We start from the raw sequence: 20,382 nt of genomic DNA on the forward strand, positions 1-20,382 counted from the left end.
GGCACCACAGTACTGGCGTTAACTGTCAACAGTCAACTCTGAAAGTCGACTGTTGACAGTAAAAATGAGGTGCGTCACACTGGGTCGTACCAATTTGTCAACAGTCGACAGCGGCGGACCTTCCACAGCCGCTTTTCGAAAGGGAACCACCATGAGCAAAGATGCTCTGACCATGCGCGGCCCGGTCCACGGCACCAAGGACGCCCGCCGAGTTGCCATCGGATCCGGCGTGGGGGCCGTCATCGAGACGTATGACTTCATCGGCTTCGGCACCGCTGCCGCACTGTATTTCGGCACCGCCTTCTTCCCCGGCAGCGATCCCGTCACGGGGACCCTCGCCTCCTTCGCCACCTTGGGCGTCGGCTTTGCGGCCCGTCCGCTGGGCGGCATCATCGGCGGGCACCTGGGCGACAAGGTGGGCCGCAAGCCCGTCCTGGTCTCCTCGCTGATCCTGATGGGCCTGGCCACCTTCGCCATCGGCCTGCTCCCCACCTACGCCGCCGTCGGCCTGTTGGCTCCGGCACTGCTGGTCTTCGTCCGCATCGTCCAGGGCCTGGCCTTCGGCGCGGAGTGGGGCGGCGCCATCCTGATGAGCTACGAGCATGCGCCGTGGAAGACCAAGGGCAAGTACACCGGCATTGTCCAGGCCGGCTTCCCGGTGGGCCTGCTGCTGGCCAACCTGACGTTCCTCGCAAGCGCCGGCCTCGGCGGTGAACTTGCCTGGCGCATCCCGTTCCTGGCCAGCATCGTGCTGGTCGCCGTCGGCCTGGTCATCCGGTCCAAGGTTCCCGAGTCCCCCGTTTTCGACGAGGTCAAGGACAGCGGCACCATCGTCAAGGCACCCATCGTCGAGGTCATCAAGACGGACTGGCGCAACATCGTCAAGGGCATCGGCCTGCGCATCGCCGAGACCGCCGGTTACGCCGTATCCATCACCTACATGATTTCCTACCTCAACAGCCAGCACTTGGCGGACAAGACCCAAACCCTCGTCGCCCTCTGCATCGCCTCCGCCATCGGCATCTTCGCCACCCAGGCCTGGGCGGCACTGACGGACCGCATCGGCCGCCGTCCCCTCTATGTCTGGTCCACGGCCTTCGCCGCACTGTTCGCGATCCCCATGTTCCTGCTGGTCAACACCGGCCTGTTCATCGCCATCATCCTCACCATCGTGATCTCCTACGCGGTCTGCCAGAACTCTCTGGCCGGTGCCCAGGGCGCCTGGTTCCCCGAGCTCTTCCAGGCCAAGACCCGCGCCTCCGGCGCCAGCCTGGCCTACCAGATCTCCGCCATGGTGTCCGGCTTTACGCCGTTCATCACCACCTTGCTGTTCGTCAGCTTCGGCTGGATGGGCCCGGCGCTGCTCTTCGGCGCCTACGCCCTGATCGGCCTCTGGGCCGCGATCGCCACCCGGGAAACCTGGGGCAAGCGGGAACGGCAGCTCGCAGACGAAGCCACCAAAAGCACCCCCAACACGGTCAACGCCTGAATGACCACCACGCACCAGAGAATCACGGAGCACGCAATGCCTACAGAAACCGTCCAGGACGCCGCCCCGCAGGGACAGACACATCAGGCTGGGGTGACCCCGGAGCGGGTGGACAAGATCAGCGCCGCCGCGTACCGCATCCGGCACCACGCCCTGAACATGGGCGAAGTCCAGGGCCAGGGCTACGTGGGGCAGGCCCTGGGCGCCGCGGACATGCTGGCCACCGTCTACGGGGACCAGCTGCGGTTCAGGGCGGAGGACCCGCACTGGGAGGCCCGCGACCGGTTCCTGCTTTCCACCGGCCACTACGCGATCGGCCACTACGCCGCCCTCGCCGAGGCCGGCATCGTCCCGGTCCAGGAGCTGGAAACCTATGGTTCGGATGACTCGCGGCTGCCGATGTCCGGGATGTCCACCTACACCCCCGGCATGGAAATCTCCGGCGGCTCCCTGGGCCACGGGCTGACCATCGCCGTCGGCATGGCCCTTGGCCTCCGCTACCAGGGCTCCAACGCCCGGGTGTTCAACTTCCTCTCCGACGGCGAACTGGATGAGGGCTCCACCTGGGAGGCCGCCATGGGCGCGCACCACCACCAGCTGGGCAACCTCACCGCCATGGTGGACATCAATGCCCTGCAGGCCGACGGCAAGACCGACACCGTGCTTCGGACCGAGCCGGTCACCGAAAAGTGGGAATCGTTCGGCTGGTACACCCAGCGCGTGGACGGGAACGACGTCGGCGCGCTGCTGGCAGCGTTCGACAACGCAGCCGCCCAGGCCGCCGCCGTCGGACGTCCCTCCGTGATCCTGTGCGACACCAAGGTGGGCCGCGGCGTTCCCCTGCTGGAGGAGCGCGAAAAAGCGCACTTCATGCGCATCGAAGAACACGAATGGCAGGTCTGCCGCGAGCAGCTCACCGCCGGATATGAAGGAAAGGCTTCAGCATGAGCACCACCACGACGACGGCCACGCCAGCCAAGCCCAAGCTGAAGACCTCGGCGATGATCGCCTCCTTCGCGGACCCCGGCCAGAAGACCTCCTCCGCGCCGTTCGGGCACGCCCTGGTCAAGGCCGCGCAGGAGAACGACAGGATCGTGGGCCTAACCGCGGACCTGGGCAAATACACGGACATGCACATCTTCGCCCAGGCCTTCCCGGAACGGTTCTTCCAGATGGGCATGGCAGAGCAGTTGCTCTTCGGCGCCGCGGCCGGCCTGGCCGAAACCGGGCTGGTCCCGTTCGCGTCCACCTATTCGGTGTTCGCGGCCCGCCGCGCCTACGACTTCCTGTGCCTGGACGCTGCCGAACCAAACCTGAATGTCAACATCGTGGGCGGCCTGCCCGGCCTCACCACCGGGTACGGGCCCAGCCACCAGGCCACCGAGGACATGGCGATCTTCCGCGGCATGCCCAACCTGACCATCGTGGACCCCTGCGATTCGGTGGACATCGAGCAGGCGGTGCCGCAGCTGGCAGCGTCGGAAGGCCCCACATACCTGCGACTGCTGCGCGGCAACGTGCCCACCGTCCTTGACGAGTACGGCTACACCTTCGAGCTGGGCAAGGCCAAGGTGCTGCGTGGCGGCAACGACGTCGTGTTCATCTCCTCCGGCCTGATGACCATGCGCGCCCTCCAGGCAGCCAAGGCGCTGGCGGCACACAACGTGGACGTCGCCGTCGTGCACACCCCCACCATCAAACCGTTCGACGCCGAAACCGTCCTCGCGGAGATCAATACCGGCCGCCTCGCCGTCACGCTGGAAAACCACTCCGTGGTGGGTGGACTGTTCGAAACCGTCGCCTCCGCCGTGGTCACCGCGGGCCTGGGCAAGCGCGTGGTGCCCGTGGCACTCCCGGACCAGTTCCTCGATGCCGGCGCCCTGCCCACCCTGCACGACCGCTACGGCCTGGCCACGGACCGCATCGTCGCCAAGGTCCTGGGCGAACTCGGCTAAAGGCAAGCCACCCCAGGAAAATGCACGGCACCGGTCCCAAGCCGGTGCCGTGCATTCTGCCGTACTATCGAAACTACTCCCGACTGTAGACAGTCGACTTATGACATTGAGGACAGAAGCCATGGCCGGACTGACCGCCCCGTTGCTGGGACTGGAAAAGAAGAGCCTCCGCGAGCAGGCGCTCTCGGCGCTGCGGACCGCCATCACCAGCGGAGAGCTGGAACCCGGGCGCCACTTGGTGGAAACCGAACTGTCCGAGATGCTGCAGATCAGCCGCGGCACCCTGCGCGAAGCCCTCCGCCAGCTTGAACAGGAGGGCCTGCTCTCCGCTGGGCCCCGCGGCAGGCTGTCCGTCCGCCACCTGGACGAAAAGGAAATCCGGGACATCTACTCCGTCCGCGCCGCCTTGGAGTCCCTCGCGGCCCGGACCCTGTGCGAACTGCCCGACCGGCAACAGGTCACCGACTCGCTGCACAAGGCCATTGACGCCATGGATGCCGCAGCCAGCGGCACCCTGGAGGAACGGATCGAATCCGACCTCGAATTCCACCGCACGCTGTGCCGGCTCACCGGCAACGAAACGCTCCTCCACTCCTGGGAGTCCCTGGAGGGCTCCATCCGGATGTCCATCATGTTCGCCGGCCTGGAAAAAGGCGTCCGCAACATGAGCGTGGACCGGCACAAGGACATCGTCGCCGCCATTGATACCGGCGACGCCGCGCTGGCCCGGAAGACCATCCTGGAACACATGGACACCGCGGCCGCCAACCTGGTGGCATAGCCCGTCGGCGGCACCAAAAACCGCGCCGCCTGGGCGCGTTTGGGAATCCTCGAAAGCTCCCGGCCGTTAACCTACTGTGCGGTAGAGTGCCGCAGCGTTAACGAGGGACGGTATGACCGCAAAGTTTGTGTCAGTTGAGGACGACGCCGGGAAGATCACCCGGTATGCCCGCCACGACAACGGCGGCGGCCTCATCGCTCCAGGAGCGAAGGTGGCCGAGAGCGCACGGATCGGCCCCATGACCTACGTGGAGCACGGTGCGCAGGTGGGTGCTGGCTGCAGGATCGGGCACGGCAGCTGGATTGACCGTGACGCACGGATCGGTGACCGGACCGTGATCGGCGACGGTGTGCGCATCGGTCGTGGCACAGTCATTGGCAACCGGGTCCATATTGGCAGCCATTCCAGGATCGGCTCCGGCGTCCTGGTGGAGCACGGCGCCCACCTGGTCACGGACAGCACCGTGCCCGATGGCAGCGAAGTCCTCGCCGGGGCGCACTCGCGCCTGGCCGCCACCGCGCACCGGCCGCACCGCAAAGCCAAGGGAAAGCTCGCGGCGTAGGCCCCGGCCTTTGCTGGAATGCGCGCCGGAACGGTCAGGGAACCGTACTGGCGCGCACCACCAGTTCCGCCGGATAGACCACCGGGTCCATGTGCTCCCCGGGGGATCCGATCGCGCTGACCAGGAGTTGTCCTGCCGCAGAAGCCATGTCCACCATGGGGTGCGCCACGGTAGTGAGTCCCAAGCCGTTTGATGCCTGGATGGCGTGGTTGTCGAAGCCCACCACTGCCACATCCTCCGGTACCCGCCGGCCCGTGCCCCGAAGGGCATCCACGACGCCGAGGGCCATGAGGTCGGAGGCGGCGAAAATCCCGTCCACTCCGGGCGCCTGGGCCAGCAGGCGCCCGGCCGCGGCGGCGCCTCCCGTCGTCGTAAAGTCCCCGTGGATGACGGGCCCGGGCTGCAGGCCCGCGTCCTTGAGTCCCTGGAGCCAGCCGTCAAGGCGGTCGACGGCGGCCGTCATGTCGGTGGGGCCGGCAACACTTGCCAGCGTGGTGCGGCCCGAGGATGCCAGGTGCCGGGCTGCCAGCCGGCCGCCCTCGAAGTTGTCCAGGTCCACGTAGGGGATTCCCGCTCCCGTGTCCCAGGGCCTGCCGATGAAGACGGTGGGCAGCCCCGTGGCACCCAAGGTCTCCACCCAGTCATCGGCGCGGTGGTGGGACACCACGATGGCACCGTCCACGTGCCCGCCGCGCAGGTAGCGGAGGGTCCGGGCGGAGTCGTCCCCGGCCCGGGACATCAGGAGCACCAACTGCAGGTCGGTGCCGCGCAGTGCTTCATTGACGCCCGTGATCACGGCAGCGAAGTAGGGGTCCATCATGACCCGGGCGTCAGGTTCAGGGATGACCAGCGCCACCGAACCGGCGCGCCGGGTGACCAGGCTCCGTGCAGCGCGGTTCGGGGTGTAGCCCAACGCCACGATTGCGGCATCGACGGCGGCCTGGGCGTGCGCACTCACCTTGGACCCGCCGTTGATGGCGCGGGATGCGGTGGAACGGGATACCCCGGCGGCCGACGCCAGGTCCTCCAGCGTGGGACTGGGCCGCCCTGCTCCTGGCGTGCCCGGGCGGCTGGAGTTTGCGTTCATTCCACCGACAATACGACACCGAGGGTGCGTGGGAGCGCTCCCGAAAAGCCTTGCCTGGGCAAAAACGCAATGCTACGCTTCCCCGACGGGAGCGCTCCCACCACTCGGCCCGGCTGCCCCAGTTGCCCTGGCCGTCCACCCCATCACCGACAGGACCAGCAATGCCGCTAGCCCCACGCCCTGATACAGCCAACCCCGTATTGTTACCGCGCCCGCACCGGGCCGGGACGATTGCGGCCGCCGCCGCCTTGCTCATGGGTCTCTTCGCCGCCGGCGGGGCAGCACCCGCGCAGGCCGCAGCACCGGCCCTGGGCCCGGCAGCCCAGGCACCGGCGTCGCCAGTGCCCCCAGCCCCGGCACCGGCTGCAGGGAATCCGTTCGGACCCAACACCTACGTTTTCGATCCCGGCATGCCGGTGGCCCGGATCCAGGCCACGGTGGACTCCATTGCGGCGCAGCAGGTGGACGACGAAATGGGGATCAAGCGCTATTCCCTGCTGTTCAAGCCCGGCACCTACGGCACGCCCCAGGAGCCGCTGATCATCCAGGTGGGGTATTCCACCGAGGTTGCGGGCCTGGGCGCTGCCCCCACCGACGTCACCATCAACGGGCACGTGGACGTCTACAACCGGTGCCTGGCCGCTGACAACTGCATCGCGCTCAACAACTTCTGGCGCTCCTTGTCCAACCTCACCATCAACGTCACGGGCCTTGAGGGCTGCCGGAGCTCCGCCAACTTCTGGGCCGCCTCCCAGGCCTCCCCCATGCGCCGGGTCAACATCACCGGCGGCAACCTCTCCCTGATGGACTACTGCACGGCCGGTCCGCAGTATGCCAGCGGCGGTTTCATCGCTGATTCAAAGACGGGCGCCGTCATCAATGGCTCCCAGCAGCAGTACCTGGTCCGCAACAGCAGCATCGGGAGTTGGTCCAATGGAGTCTGGAACCAGGTGTTTTCAGGGGTGAACGGGGCACCTGCCGATTCCTTTCCGAACCCGCCGTACACCACCTTGGACAGCACTCCCGTCAGCCGCGAGAAGCCCTACCTGACCGTGGATCCGGCCGGCCAGTACAGCGTCTTCGTGCCGGCCATCCGCCGGGACGCGGCCGGGACCTCGTGGGAGAACGGCCCGACGGCCGGCCGCAGCATCCCCCTCGCCGACTTCTACGTCGCGACGCCCGCCGATTCGGCGCAGGCCATCAACTCCCAGTTGGCCCGGGGAAAGAACCTGCTCCTGACCCCGGGGGTCTACGACGTTGACCGGAGCATCGAGGTCAAGCGGGCCGGAACCGTGGTCCTGGGACTCGGGATGGCAACCCTCACCGCCGTCAACGGCTCAGTTCCCCTGACGGTGGCAGATGTCCCCGGAGTGGACATCGCCGCCGTCACGGTGGACGCCGGCGAGGTGAATTCGCCCGCCCTGATGCGCATCGGGAAGGGCAATGGGCCGTCCAGCTCATCCGTGCACACCGATCCGGCAAACCCCACCACGCTCCATGATGTGTTCTTCCGCGTCGGTGGACCGCATAGCGGCAAAGCCTCGGTCAGCCTGGAAGTCAACAGCGACAACGTCCTTCTGGACCACATCTGGGCCTGGCGCGCCGACCATGGGAACGGCGTCGGCTGGACCACCAACACCGGTGCGAACGGTGTGATCGTCAACGGCAACAACGTCACGGCCACGGGCCTGTTCGTGGAGCACTACCAGCAGTACAACGTCATCTGGAATGGAGAAAGCGGGCGCACGGTCTTCTTCCAGAACGAGCTGCCCTACGACGCCCCCAACCAGGCCGCGTGGCAGCACGACGGGGTCCTGGGCTGGGCAGGCTACAAGGTGGCAGACTCCGTCAAGGCCCACGAGCTCTGGGGCGGCGGCAGCTACGTTTACACCAACGTCGACCCCAGCATCCACGCAACGAGGGGCTTTGAGGTGCCGGTAACGCCGGGCGTGAAGCTGCACAGCCTTTTGACGGTGAACCTCGGCGCAGGCACGCTCGATCACGTGGTCAACGACACGGGGGCGCCGGTCTCAACCGACGCCGTGGGGGTTCCCAGCTACGTGGCCGATTTCGGCTGACCGGCTGATTCCGTCCGTTGCTGATTCTGTCCGTTAAGGTCCGGACCTGGCGGGGCGCGGTGCCGGTGGTACCGCGCCCCGTCACTTGGTCCGGAACGCCTTGCCCTTCAGCGCCGCGCCGGCCCATACGGCCAGCAGCAGGGCCACCAGCAGCAGGCCGGCGTCGCCCAGGTCGATCGATCCGAGCCACCCCGTCACGGGGTCGTCAAGGGCCAACGCGGCGTGCAGGAATCCGCCGAGCGTGATCACGGCAATGAACAAGGCGGACACGGCCGAGATGCCCGTGACCACGGCGTTGAAACCGAGCTTCCGCCGGGGGTCGTCCAGCGCGGAGCGGTACATCCGCAGCATGGCCATGCCGTTCACCGAGTCGCAGAGTGTCATCGCGGCGGCGAAGGCGACCGGCAGCGCAAGCAGGGCGAACGGCGGCACTCCGGCCAGCGAGGCCGCCGTCGTCATCATCAGCAGCCCGATGGTGGTGGCAGTGTCAAAGCCCAGGCCGAACAGGAACCCGATCACGTAAATGTTCCGCGGACGGCGCACCCTGGACAGCGGCCGGGCCAGCAGCCGCGCCACCGCGCCTTGCGGTTCCAGGTCCCGGGGCTCGACGGCGGCGCCGTTGCGGGCGCGGCGGTAGGCGCCGGCGGAACGGACGAAGGCGGAGCCGTTGAACAGTCCCATGGCCAGCAGGAACAGGCCGGATACGCCGCTGCCGATCAGGCCCAGGACCAGGTTGCCGGCCGAACCGTCCTGCATCAGTCCGCCCACCAGGGATGCCCCCGCGATGACCAGCACCCCGGCGAGGGTCACCACGGAGCTGTGCCCCAGGCTGAAGGCGAAGCCAACGCTGACCGGGTCTTGACGTTGCGCCACGAACTTGCGGGTGGAGTTGTCGATGGCTGCCAGGTGGTCCCAGTCGTAGCTGTGCTTCACGCCGGCCAGGTAGGCGGTGAGGAACAGGCCCCAGGTCAGCGGTTGGCCGCCGCCGCCGGCCGTGCCGGCGAGCAGGAGGACGACGGCGGCGGCGTGCAGGGCGGCCACCGCGCCGAAAGTGAACAGCGCGCGGGTCCGGAGCGGCAGGGAGTCCCGGTCCCGGTAGAGGGCGGCGATGCTGGTCATCAGTGCTTCCGCAGGTCCAGCGGGCCCTGGCCGTACCAGCGACTGCGCAGGAAGTCGGTGCAGGACCGGAGCAGGCGGTTCAGTTCGTCGGTGCTGTTGGAGAGGCTCCGCAGAACCAGCCCGGAAGTCCCCGCAACTGGGCGCGTCAGTGAGATGCCGGTCAGCGCTTCGCGGCCGGCCGTGAGCCCGTGCAGGTCATCGGCGAGCGCCTGGTCCACCCTCGCATCCACCACCACCAGGGACCCGAGGTGGCTGTGGCCTTCCATGAATCCGAGCCCGGTGACGTCGTGCAGCGGTGGCCTGATCAGCAGGTTGTCCAGCGCCAGCAGGTGGGTTCCGCCGTCGGATTCGACGCGGATTTCGTTGCGCAGCCGCACTTCCCGGTATTGGAAAGCCGAACCGTCCGGCGACCAGCCGGGAGTGACCACCTCAGCCATGACCAAGGACGACGACGGCCGCAGGGTCACGGAGGTCCGCTGCCGGTAGCTGGCCTCGCGGTAGGCGATGAGCTGGTCCGGCATGAATTCCAGCCGCGCCGCCTCCCCCAGCCGCACCACCATCCGCTGCTCGGCAAAGGACCCGGGAGTCCGATAAATCTTGGTCGCGGACTGGGTGGTCAACAGCAGGTCAGCCCCCTCCCCGACCTCCACATCCAACACGAAAAGATCCGCCCCAAGATAAGCCCCGCCAGGATTGACGACGACATAACAAACCTGCCCGGAGTCATCAAGATAGTGCGGGCGGAGTACTCGAAGAGCGCCACGGTGATATTGATACGTCGCGACTGAACGCTGACCGCGTAAGGCGACCCGAAGCTCAAGCTCGCCCATCGGGGGCCGATCAGCGGACGCGGGTGATAGGGGCCGCGGCGTGGCGGGCACCGCGAAGCGGGCACGGCCCCTATCATCCGCGGGCGCAGGCCCCGGCGAGGTGCCTGCTTGAGGTGACCCGACCGCCGTCGTACTCATGAGGCCAAATCAAGCATCAGGACGTCGTGCCGGATCCAGTCGATGACCTTGTCCAGGCCCTCGTCAGTTTTCAGGTTGGTGAAGCAGAACGGTTTGTTGCCTCGGAATTCCTTGGAATCCCGCTCCATGACGGCCAGGTCAGCGCCGACGTGGGGCGCGAGGTCGGTTTTGTTGATGATGAAGAGGTCGGACTTGATCATGCCCTGGCCGGCTTTGCGGGGGATCTTTTCGCCTTGGGCCACGTCGATGATGTAGATGGAGAAGTCGACGAGTTCGGGGCTGAAGGTGGCGGAAAGGTTGTCGCCGCCGGATTCGACGAAGATGACTTGCAGGTCGGGGTGGCGGGTTTTGAGTTCCTCGATGGCGGCGGTGTTCATGGAGGTGTCTTCGCGGATGGCGGTGTGCGGGCAGCCGCCGGTTTCGACGCCGATGATCCGGTCCACGGGGAGGATGCCGTTGGCGGCAAGGATTTTGGCGTCCTCGATGGTGTAGATGTCGTTGGTGATGGCGGCCATGGAGATTTCCCCGCTCATGTGCCGGGTGAGCCGCTCCACGAGCTGGGTCTTGCCAGCTCCCACGGGTCCGCCGATGCCGATCTTGATGGGTTCAGACATGTGTCCTCCTTTGACTCAAAAGCACAGTATTTTCAAGCACGATCAGCTCATGAACATGCGGGCACGTTGGCGTTCGTGCCTCATTTGCGAGATTTCCAGGCCGGGGCTGACGGCCCCAAGGTCGTCCGGCGTGAGGTGCGCGATCGTGGCGATGGCGGCAGCGACGTCGTCGTGCGCTGCCCGCAGCACCCGCTGCCCGGCGTTCTGGCCCAGCGGAATGGCGCGCACGGCGTTCTGCGTCAGCGAGGTGACGGTGGCGAAAAGGTAGGCGGCGAGCGCTTCCTGGAGCGGAACGTCCAGGGAGCGGGCGACGACGGCGAACGCGAGCGGCTGGTGCCCTGCGGCCCGGCCGTCACCCACCAGGTCCCGGTACAGTCCCAGCGCAGGTGAAGGAAACACCTCAGCCCCAATCTCCAGCAGCCGGAGCCCCATTTTGACGCTCGCCTCCCGAACCTGCCGCGGCAGCAGAGAAGCAGAAAGAAGAGAATCCAGCTCCCCCACATCAGCCCCTTCATAAAGGAACCGAATCGCCAGCCCATCCGAGTAAGTAAGCTGCTGCGACACAAAAGCACCGAGCCACACCCCAAAAGAAGCCTCATCAGCGACCACCCCGGCGTCGACATAGGTCTCGAACCCAAGCGAGTGGGCAAACGCCCCAGTAGGAAGCGCAGAGTCAGTCAGCTGCTGCAGCGCCAGCTGATACCCGCTCACTAAGCGCCTCCCAAAGGCGCGAGACCCAAGCGACGGCCCGGGATGGGGGCTGCGGCGTGGTGGGCACCGCGAAGCGGGCACAGCCCCCATTCCGGGTCGGCGCAGCCAGCCCGGCCAGCGCCAAGAGCCGAAGACGACGACCTAGTGCGAGTGTTCAGCATGGCGGAAAGGCACAGGCATGACGCGTTCCTGGCGGGTGTAGGGCACTGAGTTGTGGCGGAGGTAGTCCTCGACGGTGTGGTCGTAGGCGCACACCATGACATCGGCCCCGTACTCGGAGGACGCGTCGAAGAACTGTGCCTGGAGGTGCCTGTTGCCGAGGGAGTGTGCGGTGACGCCCATTTCGTGGATGGTGCGGGGTGCGATGACCAGGACGTCGGTGGGCAGCACGGACACCACGATCATGTTGGCCTCTTCCACGTGGAGGATGTCGCCGTCGCGGAGGTCCCCGGAGCCGGCGGACAGTCGGATGCCGATCTCCTTGCCGTGGTCCGTGGTGGCGCGCTGGATGCGCTTGACCAGCTGGGAGCTGGGAAGCATCACCTTTTCCCGGTGCAGTCCGGCGTAGGTTTCGGGGTCCGGGAGGTCGTGCAGGTTGCCGAGGACTTTGTCGATGATCACGTGGGGGCTCCGGTGGGGTCTAGAACAGGAAGTAGCGCTGCGCCATGGGCAGGACGTCGGAGGGTTCGCAGGTGACGTCCGCGCCGTCGACCGTCACCTGGTAGGTTTCCGGGTCCACCTGGATGTCCGGGGTTGCGTCGTTGTATTTGAGGTCGGCTTTGGTGAGGTTGCGGATGCCGGAGACGGGCCGGATGACCTTCTCCAGCCCCAATTCCCCGGGCACGCCGGCGTCGATCGCTGCCTGGGACAGGAAGGTGATGGAGGACTGCTGCACAGCCTTGCCGAACGTGGCGAACATGGGCCGCATGGTGCGTGGCTGCGGTGTGGGGATGGAAGCGTTCGCGTCTCCCATCAGGGCGTAGGCAATCTGGCCGCCCTTGAGCACCAGCTCAGGTTTGACCCCGAAGAAGGCCGGGTCCCAGAGCACGAGGTCGGCGAATTTGCCCACCTCCACCGAGCCCACCGAGTCCGCGATGCCCTGGGCGATGGCCGGGTTGATCGTGTACTTGGCCACGTAGCGCTTGAGCCGGAAGTTGTCGCTGCCTGGCGAGCCGTGGCTGCCCGGGCCGGTCCTGCCGTCGCCCTCGTCCAGGGCGCCGCGCTGCTTCTTCATCTTGTCCGCCACCTGCCAGGTGCGGGTGATGACCTCACCCACCCGGCCCATGGCCTGCGAGTCGGAGGAGGTAATGGAGAAAATGCCCAGGTCCTGCAGGACGTCCTCGGCGGCGATGGTCTCGGCGCGGATGCGGGAGTCCGCGAAGGCCACGTCCTCGGGGATGTCCGGGTTGAGGTGGTGGCACACCATGAGCATGTCCAGGTGTTCTTCGATGGTGTTGCGGGTGTAGGGCAGGGTGGGGTTGGTGGAGGCGGGCAGGACGTTGGGCATGCCGGCGATCTTGATGATGTCCGGCGCGTGGCCGCCGCCGGCGCCTTCGGTGTGGAAGGTGTGGATCACGCGCCCGTTGATGGCCCGGATGGTGTCCTCCACGAACCCGCACTCGTTTAGGGTGTCGGTGTGGATGGCCACCTGGACGTCGTATTCGTCGGCGACGGTGAGCGAGGTGTCGATCGAGGAGGTGGTGGATCCCCAGTCCTCGTGGACTTTCAGGCCGATGGCGCCGGCTCGGATCTGCTCGGCGAGGGGTTCGACGGCGGACGCGTGGCCTTTCCCGAACAGGCCGATGTTCATGGGCAGCCCTTCGGCTGCCTGCAGCATCCGCTGGATGTGCCACTTTCCGGGCGTCACGGTGGTGGCCTTGGTGCCTTCAGCCGGGCCGGTGCCGCCGCCGATCATGGTGGTCACGCCGCTGGCCAGGGCGGTGGGCACCTGATCCGGGGAGATGAAGTGGATGTGGGTGTCGATGCCGCCGGCGGTAAGGATTTTCCGTTCCCCGGCGATGATTTCAGTGCTGGCCCCGATGACGATGTCCACGCCGTCGGTGATCTGCGGGTTGCCCGCCTTGCCGATCCTGAAGATGTGCCCGTCCCTGATGGCCACGTCCGCTTTGTAGATGCCGGTGTAGTCAAGGATGACGGCGTTGGTGATGACGGTGTCGGGGATGTCTGCGCCCTGGACGTTCCCGTCCCTGGTGGCCTGGCCGTTCTGGCCCATGCCGTCGCGGATGACCTTGCCGCCGCCGAACACCACTTCCTCGCCGTAGGCGGTGAAGTCTTTTTCGATCTCGAGGAACAGGTCGGTGTCCGCCAGGCGGATCTTGTCCCCGGCGGTGGGGCCGTAGAGGTCCGCGTACTGCCGGCGTGGAATCTCGAAGCTCACTTTGCGCCCCCGTCCAGGCGGGTGCCGCCGTCGAGCTTTCCGTTGACGGCGTTGCTGAGTCCGTAGACCTCGCGTGCGCCGGCCAGTTCGATCAGCCGTACGCTGCGGGAGTCGCCGGGTTCGAACCGGGCGGCTGTTCCGGCCGGAATGTCCAGGCGCCGGCCGTAGGCCGCCTCCCGGTCGAAGGACAGGGCGGCGTTGGCCTCGGCGAAGTGGAAGTGGGAGCCCACCTGGACGGGCCGGTCACCGGTGTTGGTCACCGCAACGTCGATGGACTCCCGGCCGGGGTTCGCCGTCACGGGCTCGGGCCGGAGGATGTACTCGCCTGGGATCATTGCGGCGCTCCTTAGCGGATCGGGTTGTGGACGGTGACCAGCTTGGTGCCGTCGGGGAACGTGGCCTCGACCTGCACGTCATGGATCATCTCGGGCACCCCTTCCATGACGTCGTCACGGCCCAGCAGGGTGGTGCCGTAGCTCATGAGCTCGGCCACGGTCCTGCCGTCCCGGGCACCTTCGATCAGTTCGTAGCTGATGATGGCCACGGCTTCGGGGTAGTTGAGCTTGAGTCCCCGCCCCTGGCGGCGGCGGGCGAGGTCCGCGGCCACTACGATCAGGAGCTTTTCCTGCTCACGCGGCATCAGATGCATGGGGTTCCCTTCGACGGCCTGGGGCGTGCTGCCAGCCAGCCTAGGCCGGTCACGTTTCCGCCACGTTTCAGGTCCATCATCCGGACGGAACGCTAGGGTGCGGATTCCCGGATCTTCAGCTCGAACCCTGATTCCATGTGCACGCCCTGCCCGGATGTTTCGCGCCCGCCGATCCGGTCCAGCAGCAGGCTGATCGAACGCTCCGCGATCTCATCCATGCCTGGGGAGATGGTGGTCAAGGACGGGGACGCGAAACGGGCCTCGTCGATGTCGTCAAAGCCCGCGACCGCCACGTCCCCCGGCACGCTGACGCCCCTGATCAACAATTCGTGCATGGCGCCCAATGCCAGGACGTCGTTCAGGCCGAAAACGGCGTCGAACTGCACGCCCGAGGCCATCAGTCCCGCCACGGCGGCGGCACCTGTATCGCGGCGCCATTCGGCGGGGGCCACCAGGTCGGCGTCGAATTGGACGCCCGCCTGTTCCAGCGCCTTCCGGTACCCGTTCATGCGCAGTCCCGCGGTCCCGGTGGACTCCTCCGGGTGGGCGCCGATGACGGCGATGCGACGGCGGCCGGCCTGCAGCAGGTGGGTGGTCAGCGCAGCCGCGGCTTCCCCGTTCTTCATGGTGACCAGGTCGAAGCGGGGGTCCATGATGTGCTCGCCGAGCATCACCAGGGGTTTGGTGCCGGCGCGGGCGGCGATGGCGTCGGCGTCCAGCACCAGCGGGGTGAAGAGCAGCCCGTCGGTGAGCTGCCGGAACGTCCCGTGCAGGGCGCTGAGTTCAACGGAAGCCTCAGCGCCGGACTGCTCCACCAGCACCCGGTAGCCGCGGCGCGATGCGGCCTTCATCAGCCTGGACGCCAGTTCCGCGTAGTAGGGCGCCGAGAGGTCGGAGAGCACCAGGCCCAGCATGGACGTCTTGCCCGAGCGCAGGCTTCGGGCGGTGAGGTTGGCCTCATACCCCAGTTCAGCAATGGCGTCCTGCACACGCTGCTTGGTGGCCGGGCGGATGAACTCGTAGTCGTTCAGGACGTTCGAGACCGTTTTGAGCGAAACGCCGGCCGCGCGGGCGACGTCGTTCATGGTGACTGCCATTAACGTTCTTTTCCTGCCTTCGCCGCCGCCTTGGCCGCTTGCTTGCTGGCCCGCACCTTGGCCAGGGATTCCGGGTCCACGATGTCCGCCACGGACAGGTAGGAGCCCTCTTCCCCGTAATGGCCGGCCGCTTCCCGCCAGCCGGGCGCGTCAAGGCCCCGCTGCTTGCCCAGCAGGGCCAGGAAGATCTTTGCTTTTTGCTCACCGAAGCCGGGCAGCGCCTTGAGCCGCTTCAACACCTCTGCACCGTCGGGTGAGCCCTTGGTCCAGATGGCTGCGGCATCGCCGTCCCAGTGGTCCCGGACAGCCTCGGCGAGCGCCTGCACCCTGCCGGCCATGGATCCGGGGAAGCGGTGGACGGCGGGCCGTTCCTTGAAGATCTCCACGAATTCCGCGGGGTCGTGCCCGGCGATGGCCTCGGGCGTCAGGGTGCCCATCCGGGTCCTGATCTTTTCCGGTCCGGCGAAGGCCGATTCCATGGTGACCTGCTGGTCCAGCAGCATGCCGGTCAGCAGGGCGAAGGCGTCCTCACTCAACAACTTGTCCGCGGCGGGATCGCCCGTGATGTGCAGTTCCATGCCGTCCATCCTCCCACCTGCGGGCCGTCGTCGTCATGGGGCCGCCTCCGCCCTGGCACGCGGCCCGTTCAGGCCTCCACGGCGAGCCGGATCATGGACCAGGACACGGCCGGGAGCTCGGCTGTCAGGTGTCCGCCGTCGGCCTTGGCCGTGACGTTCTCCGCCGGCAGGACGGAGCTGGAATCGTCGGCCGTGGCCTGCCAGTAGGGGTCCTTGTTGGAGTAGGTCAGCGCCTCGATGACCCGGACGTTGCCCAGTCCCCCGACGGCGGCGTCAAGTGTCAGTGCCCCGGCGGCCGAGCGGTTGACGGCGAACACCACCGCCTCGCCCTTTGCCGCGTCGTAGGTGGCGACGGCGGACAGGGCGGCGAAGTCGGCCGTCGTACCTCCGCTGACAAGGGGGGATTCGACGGCGAGTTGCAGGACCGTGCCGGACGCGTGCCGGGAGGTCAGGGCGAACGGGTGGAAGGTGGTCTGCTTCCAGGACCGGCCGCCGGGTTCGGTCATGATGGGGGCGATGACGTTCACCAGTTGCGCGAGGCTTGCCGAGTGGACGCGGTCCGTGTTCCGGAGCAGCGTGACCAGCAGGTCCCCCACCACCACGGCGTCGGCCACCGTGTAGGTGTCCTCCAACAGGACGGGGGCCACGGGCCAGTCGTTTCCGCTGGGGACTTTGGATTCGCCGCGGCTCATGTGCCAGACGTTCCATTCGTCGAAGGAGATGTTGACCTGTTTGGTGGACTTTCGGACGGACTTCACGTGGTCGATGTGGCTTATGATGTCGCGGATGAAGGCTTCCATCTTGTGCCCGGCGGCGAGGTGTTCCTGGAGGTCGCCGGAGTCTTCGAAGTACTGGTGCGCGGAGACCAGGTCCACCACGTCGTAGGTTTCGGTCAGGACCACACGCTCCCACTCACCGAACGTGGGCATCGTGGGGCCGGAGCTGCCGCAGGCCACGAGTTCCAGGCCGGGATCGATCATGCGCATTCCGCGGGCGGTGTCCGCGGCCAGCCTGCCGTACTCCTGGGCGTTCTTGTGCCCGATCTGCCAGGGGCCGTCCATTTCGTTGCCCAGGCACCACATCCTGATGCCGTAGCCGGTGGCGGCACCGTTGGCGCGTCGTTGCTCTGAGAGGGCGGTGCCGCCGTCGATGTTGCAGTACTCCAGCAGGTCAAGGGCCTCCTGGACGCCGCGGGTGCCCAGGTTGACGGCCATCATGGGCTCTACACCTGCCTTCGCGGACCACTTGGCGAACTCGTCCACGCCTACGGAGTTGGGGTCGGTGGAGTGCCAGGCCAAATCCAGCCGGACGGGCCGCTGGTCCACCGGTCCCACGCCGTCCTCCCAACGGTATCCGGAGACGAAGTTGCCGCCGGGGTACCGCACCGTGGAGACGCCCAGTTCACGGGTGAGCTCAAGTACATCCTTCCGGAAGCCGTCCTCGTCGGCATCGGGGTGGTCCGGCTCGAAGATTCCGGTGTACACACAGCGCCCGAGGTGCTCAACGAAAGCGCCAAAGGTGCGCCGCCGGACGGGGCCCACGGTGAAGGCGGGATCGAGGGTGATCGTTGCCGGGGTGGATTCTGTTGGGGTCACGAAAACATCCTTGTGTCAGATTATTTACAACGTTATAGAAACATTCTTTGCGGTTCTGTCCGGCGAGTCAAGGAAACGGGGAAGTCCGTGGTGTTTGCCCTCTCCCCCACATGCGCCCGGCGGGGCAGGGTCCCACCTGCGGCAATGGCCCGAAGGCATCGCAGGAGCAGGATTCCAAGTACTGCCCCATCCCAAAAACAGGTACCAGCTACGCATTCACCGGGTGCTTCCTGGCCACTAAATTCTTCCCAGAGGCAATACCACTTCCGGCTTTCGGTACTTGACTCACTAGGGGGTGTGGGACTGGCAATGAATGCACCACACCCACGTACAGGTTTCCCGGCCCGCAGGGCCCGGGTAGTAAGCGGGGCCGGCGACGAGGAGCTCTTTGAGACCAAGGGCTCTCCCCCAGCCGTCGCCGGCCCTCCATCCTCACGCGGCCCCGGCGGGGGCAGTGCTGCCACGGTTGCGCCTGCCTCTCCAGGACCCGACGGCCACCGTAATCCAGCCCTCCTGTTGGACCTGGTCAGCGGCGCCCAAACCCTCGCCGACTCCCTGGACCTGCTGGTGGCCGCATCCGCCGGGCACATCGCCAGGACGGCGGGGATTGAGGTGGGTTGCGGCCTGGTGCTGCAGCAGCCCAAGCGGAGTCCGGCGCTGTCCGGCACCTCCGAAGAGGTCCTCCGCCTGCTCGGCTGGGAACGCGGGTCCGCGGAGGGGCCGGTGACCGATGTCTTGTCGGGAGGCCACCCGGTGGCGGTGCTTCAACGGAACGGTGACTTCCGCTGGCGGCAGTACTCCGGGCGGCTGCAGTCCGCCGGATACGGCAGTGCCTTGGCAGTAAGGCTCCCGCTGGACGCCGGGGTCCAGCGGGAGCAGATATTTCCCGCCGAGGCCGACCCCCGCCGGATGACCGCGGCCCTCGCTTTCTTCGCACCGGATGCGAAAGCCTTTCCGCTCCAGGTCATCGCCGAGGCCCGCGGGTTCGCCACCCTGGCCGCCAGGAGCCTTCACATGGCCATCGACCTGCACGCTGCCCGGTCCCTCGCGACCGACCTCCACTCTGCCCTGGACAGCAGGACGTCCATCAACGTCGCCTGCGGGGTGATCATGGCCCAAAACAGGTGCTCCTACGAGGAGGCGTTCGCCATCCTCGCAAAGGCATCGAGCCACCGGAACATTAAGGTCCGCAAGGTGGCGGAGGGCATCCTGGAGCGGCTTCCGGAGGGGGCGCCGCAGCCGCACTTCGGCCGCTGACATGTTGTGATCCCTGCGTTTCACCCGTGGGTCAGGACGTCAGCGTGCCCCTGGCGATGCTCACGCTGGAGTGTGCGGGGTTGCCATCCATTGGTTCGTCCGACACATCCACCACCGGGTACTGGGAGAGGTCCAGGCCGGTGGGCACCTGAAAGGTTCCGGACGTGGAGTTCATGACGCCCAGGCTGACCAGCCGGGTCAGGTCCGGGGCGATCAGCCACACCTCCTGGTAGCCCTTGGCTTCATCCTTGTCCAAGCTGATTTCCAGCTTGCGGGAGCCGTCTGGACCCGTCACGACCTTCGCCGACCCTGACGCTGAGTGCTGGGCCAGCGGCGCCAGCCGGGCAGCAGCAAGTTCCTGGGGCCCGGGCGGACGGTTCAACGCCCAGATGGCACCGGAAACCACCAGCGCAGCAGCGGCCGCCGTTGCCAGCAACGGGCCGGGGCGGTGCCACCACGCGGCTTTGGTCCTGCCGCCCCCGGCCCGGCCACCGAGCCGGATGACGTTCGACGGCGGCGCCGGCGCCGGCGCCGGCGGCGCGGCCACCCCTGACGCCACCGGGCCTTCCGCCGACTCCTTCACGGCGAGCGGATCCTCCCGCAGTGATTCGGAAAGGCCCAACTCCCGATGGATTCCAGCCCATACCTGGGGCCCGGGCACGGCCAGGCGGCCGACGTCGGGGGATGCCTTCACGGCATCCACCGTGCGGCGAAGGGCGGCAAAGTCATTCGCGCACTCGGGGCAGGCCGCAAGGTGATCGCGGCCATCCGGGTCCTCCCGCCCCTCATAGAGTGCCAGGAGGCTCAACTGTTCCGGATCAAGATGCGGCATGGTCTACCTCCAATCTGCTGCGTAGATGCGACAGGCTCCGGCGGATGTGGCTCTTGACCGTACCAAGCGGGAGCCCGAGCTTTCGTGAGATCTGCTCGTGCGTCAGGTCCTCGTAGAAGGCCAGTTTCATGATGGACCCCTGCGGCTCGCCGAGCCTCTCCAACTCCCCGTCCAGAAGCAACCGGTCCGCCAGCATTTCCGCCGCCTCCGTGCCGGTTCCGGCATCGTCCCCCATGCCGGCCCCGGCCGCGGCGAAGGCCTTGCGCGCTTCCCGGGCCGCCGCCGAATGGGCGTCGGTAATGGCGTTGCGCGTGATTCCGACGATCCATGCCGGAAGCCTGGCCACCTGGGGGTTGAAGGTGTTCCGTGAACGCCAGGCCCGGATAAAGACCTCCTGGGTCACATCGTCGGCGGCCGCACGGTCCGGAAGGGAACGCAGGGCCAGGGTTTGCACCAGGGGCGCGAACTCGCGGTAGGCCGCTGCCAGCGCGTTCTCGTCCCCGGCCAGGAAAGAATCGGTCAGCGTGTCGTCCCACCCGCGGGAGGCCTGCCCGGGAAGCGTCACAGGCAACTCCTTCCCGGCTTCGGTGCACGAGTCAAGCGATTGGCCAC

At 67.0% G+C, this 20,382-nt stretch carries 21 protein-coding genes; 7 read left to right on the forward strand and 14 right to left on the reverse strand.

The features are described from left to right. Positions 1-151 precede the first annotated feature (151 nt). The 5 genes from QRM96_RS05055 (at position 152) to QRM96_RS05075 (ending at position 4,787) form a co-directional block, all read left to right on the forward strand. Complete coding sequence (locus QRM96_RS05055) at positions 152-1,489, forward strand: MFS transporter (RefSeq protein ID WP_285318676.1); 1,338 nt, start codon at positions 152-154, stop codon at positions 1,487-1,489. A 36-nt stretch (positions 1,490-1,525) separates the two neighbouring features. Next, positions 1,526-2,437 carry a transketolase gene (locus tag QRM96_RS05060; protein WP_285318677.1) on the forward strand — a complete coding sequence of 304 codons (912 nt, stop codon included), beginning with the start codon at positions 1,526-1,528 and terminating at the stop codon, positions 2,435-2,437. Then, complete coding sequence (locus QRM96_RS05065) at positions 2,434-3,444, forward strand: transketolase family protein (RefSeq protein WP_285318678.1); 1,011 nt, start codon at positions 2,434-2,436, stop codon at positions 3,442-3,444. The genes QRM96_RS05060 and QRM96_RS05065 overlap by 4 nt, the downstream gene beginning before the upstream one ends. 121 nt (positions 3,445-3,565) lie before the next feature. Then, complete coding sequence (locus QRM96_RS05070; protein ID WP_109044021.1) at positions 3,566-4,225, forward strand: GntR family transcriptional regulator; 660 nt, start codon at positions 3,566-3,568, stop codon at positions 4,223-4,225. A gap of 112 nt (positions 4,226-4,337) precedes the next feature. Then, complete coding sequence (locus QRM96_RS05075) at positions 4,338-4,787, forward strand: transferase (protein ID WP_109044022.1); 450 nt, start codon at positions 4,338-4,340, stop codon at positions 4,785-4,787. Positions 4,788-4,821: 34 nt separating this feature from the next. Here the strand turns inward: QRM96_RS05075 and QRM96_RS05080 are convergent, their stop codons facing one another. Continuing rightward, positions 4,822-5,874: a LacI family DNA-binding transcriptional regulator gene (locus QRM96_RS05080; RefSeq protein ID WP_285318680.1), complete on the reverse strand. Its 1,053-nt coding sequence runs from the start codon at positions 5,872-5,874 to the stop codon at positions 4,822-4,824. A 161-nt stretch (positions 5,875-6,035) separates the two neighbouring features. Here QRM96_RS05080 and QRM96_RS05085 point away from each other — a divergent pair, with 161 nt between their 5' ends. Next, positions 6,036-7,952 carry a pectate lyase-like domain-containing protein gene (locus QRM96_RS05085; RefSeq protein ID WP_502934877.1) on the forward strand — a complete coding sequence of 639 codons (1,917 nt, stop codon included), beginning with the start codon at positions 6,036-6,038 and terminating at the stop codon, positions 7,950-7,952. 81 nt (positions 7,953-8,033) lie between these two features. Here QRM96_RS05085 and QRM96_RS05090 read toward each other — a convergent pair whose 3' ends face one another. From QRM96_RS05090 to arfA, 11 genes are all read right to left on the reverse strand, one after another. Next, complete coding sequence (locus QRM96_RS05090) at positions 8,034-9,071, reverse strand: HoxN/HupN/NixA family nickel/cobalt transporter (RefSeq protein WP_285318682.1); 1,038 nt, start codon at positions 9,069-9,071, stop codon at positions 8,034-8,036. Then, the gene (locus QRM96_RS05095; RefSeq protein WP_285318684.1) at positions 9,071-10,039 is read right to left on the reverse strand and encodes an urease accessory protein UreD; all 969 of its coding nucleotides are present in this window, start codon (positions 10,037-10,039) and stop codon (positions 9,071-9,073) included. The genes QRM96_RS05090 and QRM96_RS05095 overlap by 1 nt, the downstream gene beginning before the upstream one ends. Then, positions 10,036-10,653, reverse strand: coding sequence for an urease accessory protein UreG (ureG, locus tag QRM96_RS05100; RefSeq protein WP_018763222.1), 618 nt, complete (start codon positions 10,651-10,653; stop codon positions 10,036-10,038). The genes QRM96_RS05095 and ureG overlap by 4 nt, the downstream gene beginning before the upstream one ends. Before the next feature lie 42 nt (positions 10,654-10,695). Beyond that, positions 10,696-11,364: an urease accessory protein UreF gene (locus tag QRM96_RS05105; protein ID WP_285318685.1), complete on the reverse strand. Its 669-nt coding sequence runs from the start codon at positions 11,362-11,364 to the stop codon at positions 10,696-10,698. 141 nt (positions 11,365-11,505) lie between these two features. Beyond that, positions 11,506-11,985 (reverse strand): urease accessory protein UreE, encoded by a 480-nt coding sequence (gene ureE / locus QRM96_RS05110; RefSeq protein ID WP_018763220.1) that lies wholly within the window; start codon positions 11,983-11,985, stop codon positions 11,506-11,508. Between the two features lie 19 nt (positions 11,986-12,004). Next, positions 12,005-13,762: an urease subunit alpha gene (ureC, locus tag QRM96_RS05115; protein WP_285318687.1), complete on the reverse strand. Its 1,758-nt coding sequence runs from the start codon at positions 13,760-13,762 to the stop codon at positions 12,005-12,007. Continuing rightward, on the reverse strand, positions 13,759-14,097 hold the full coding sequence (locus tag QRM96_RS05120; RefSeq protein ID WP_018763218.1) for an urease subunit beta: 339 nt from the start codon (positions 14,095-14,097) through the stop codon (positions 13,759-13,761). Before QRM96_RS05120 ends, ureC begins: the two co-directional genes overlap by 4 nt. 11 nt (positions 14,098-14,108) lie before the next feature. Next, complete coding sequence (locus tag QRM96_RS05125; RefSeq protein ID WP_018763217.1) at positions 14,109-14,411, reverse strand: urease subunit gamma; 303 nt, start codon at positions 14,409-14,411, stop codon at positions 14,109-14,111. Between the two features lie 92 nt (positions 14,412-14,503). Further along, entirely contained in the window at positions 14,504-15,508 is a 1,005-nt protein-coding gene (locus QRM96_RS05130; protein ID WP_285318688.1) for a LacI family DNA-binding transcriptional regulator, read from the reverse strand. After that, positions 15,508-16,095, reverse strand: a complete 588-nt coding sequence (locus QRM96_RS05135; protein WP_018763215.1) for an HhH-GPD-type base excision DNA repair protein — start codon at positions 16,093-16,095, stop codon at positions 15,508-15,510. Before QRM96_RS05135 ends, QRM96_RS05130 begins: the two co-directional genes overlap by 1 nt. A 59-nt stretch (positions 16,096-16,154) precedes the next feature. After that, the gene (arfA, locus tag QRM96_RS05140; protein ID WP_285318689.1) at positions 16,155-17,681 is read right to left on the reverse strand and encodes an arabinosylfuranosidase ArfA; all 1,527 of its coding nucleotides are present in this window, start codon (positions 17,679-17,681) and stop codon (positions 16,155-16,157) included. Between the two features lie 309 nt (positions 17,682-17,990). Here arfA and QRM96_RS05145 point away from each other — a divergent pair, with 309 nt between their 5' ends. After that, on the forward strand, positions 17,991-18,938 hold the full coding sequence (locus QRM96_RS05145; protein ID WP_285318691.1) for an ANTAR domain-containing protein: 948 nt from the start codon (positions 17,991-17,993) through the stop codon (positions 18,936-18,938). Between the two features lie 31 nt (positions 18,939-18,969). Here QRM96_RS05145 and QRM96_RS05150 read toward each other — a convergent pair whose 3' ends face one another. Further along, complete coding sequence (locus QRM96_RS05150; protein ID WP_285318692.1) at positions 18,970-19,770, reverse strand: anti-sigma factor domain-containing protein; 801 nt, start codon at positions 19,768-19,770, stop codon at positions 18,970-18,972. Next, complete coding sequence (locus QRM96_RS05155; RefSeq protein WP_018763211.1) at positions 19,757-20,335, reverse strand: RNA polymerase sigma factor; 579 nt, start codon at positions 20,333-20,335, stop codon at positions 19,757-19,759. The genes QRM96_RS05150 and QRM96_RS05155 overlap by 14 nt, the downstream gene beginning before the upstream one ends. Positions 20,336-20,382 lie beyond the last annotated feature (47 nt).

It is taken from the genome of Pseudarthrobacter sp. lyk4-40-TYG-27 (assembly GCF_030209295.1).
Classification (GTDB): domain Bacteria; phylum Actinomycetota; class Actinomycetes; order Actinomycetales; family Micrococcaceae; genus Arthrobacter.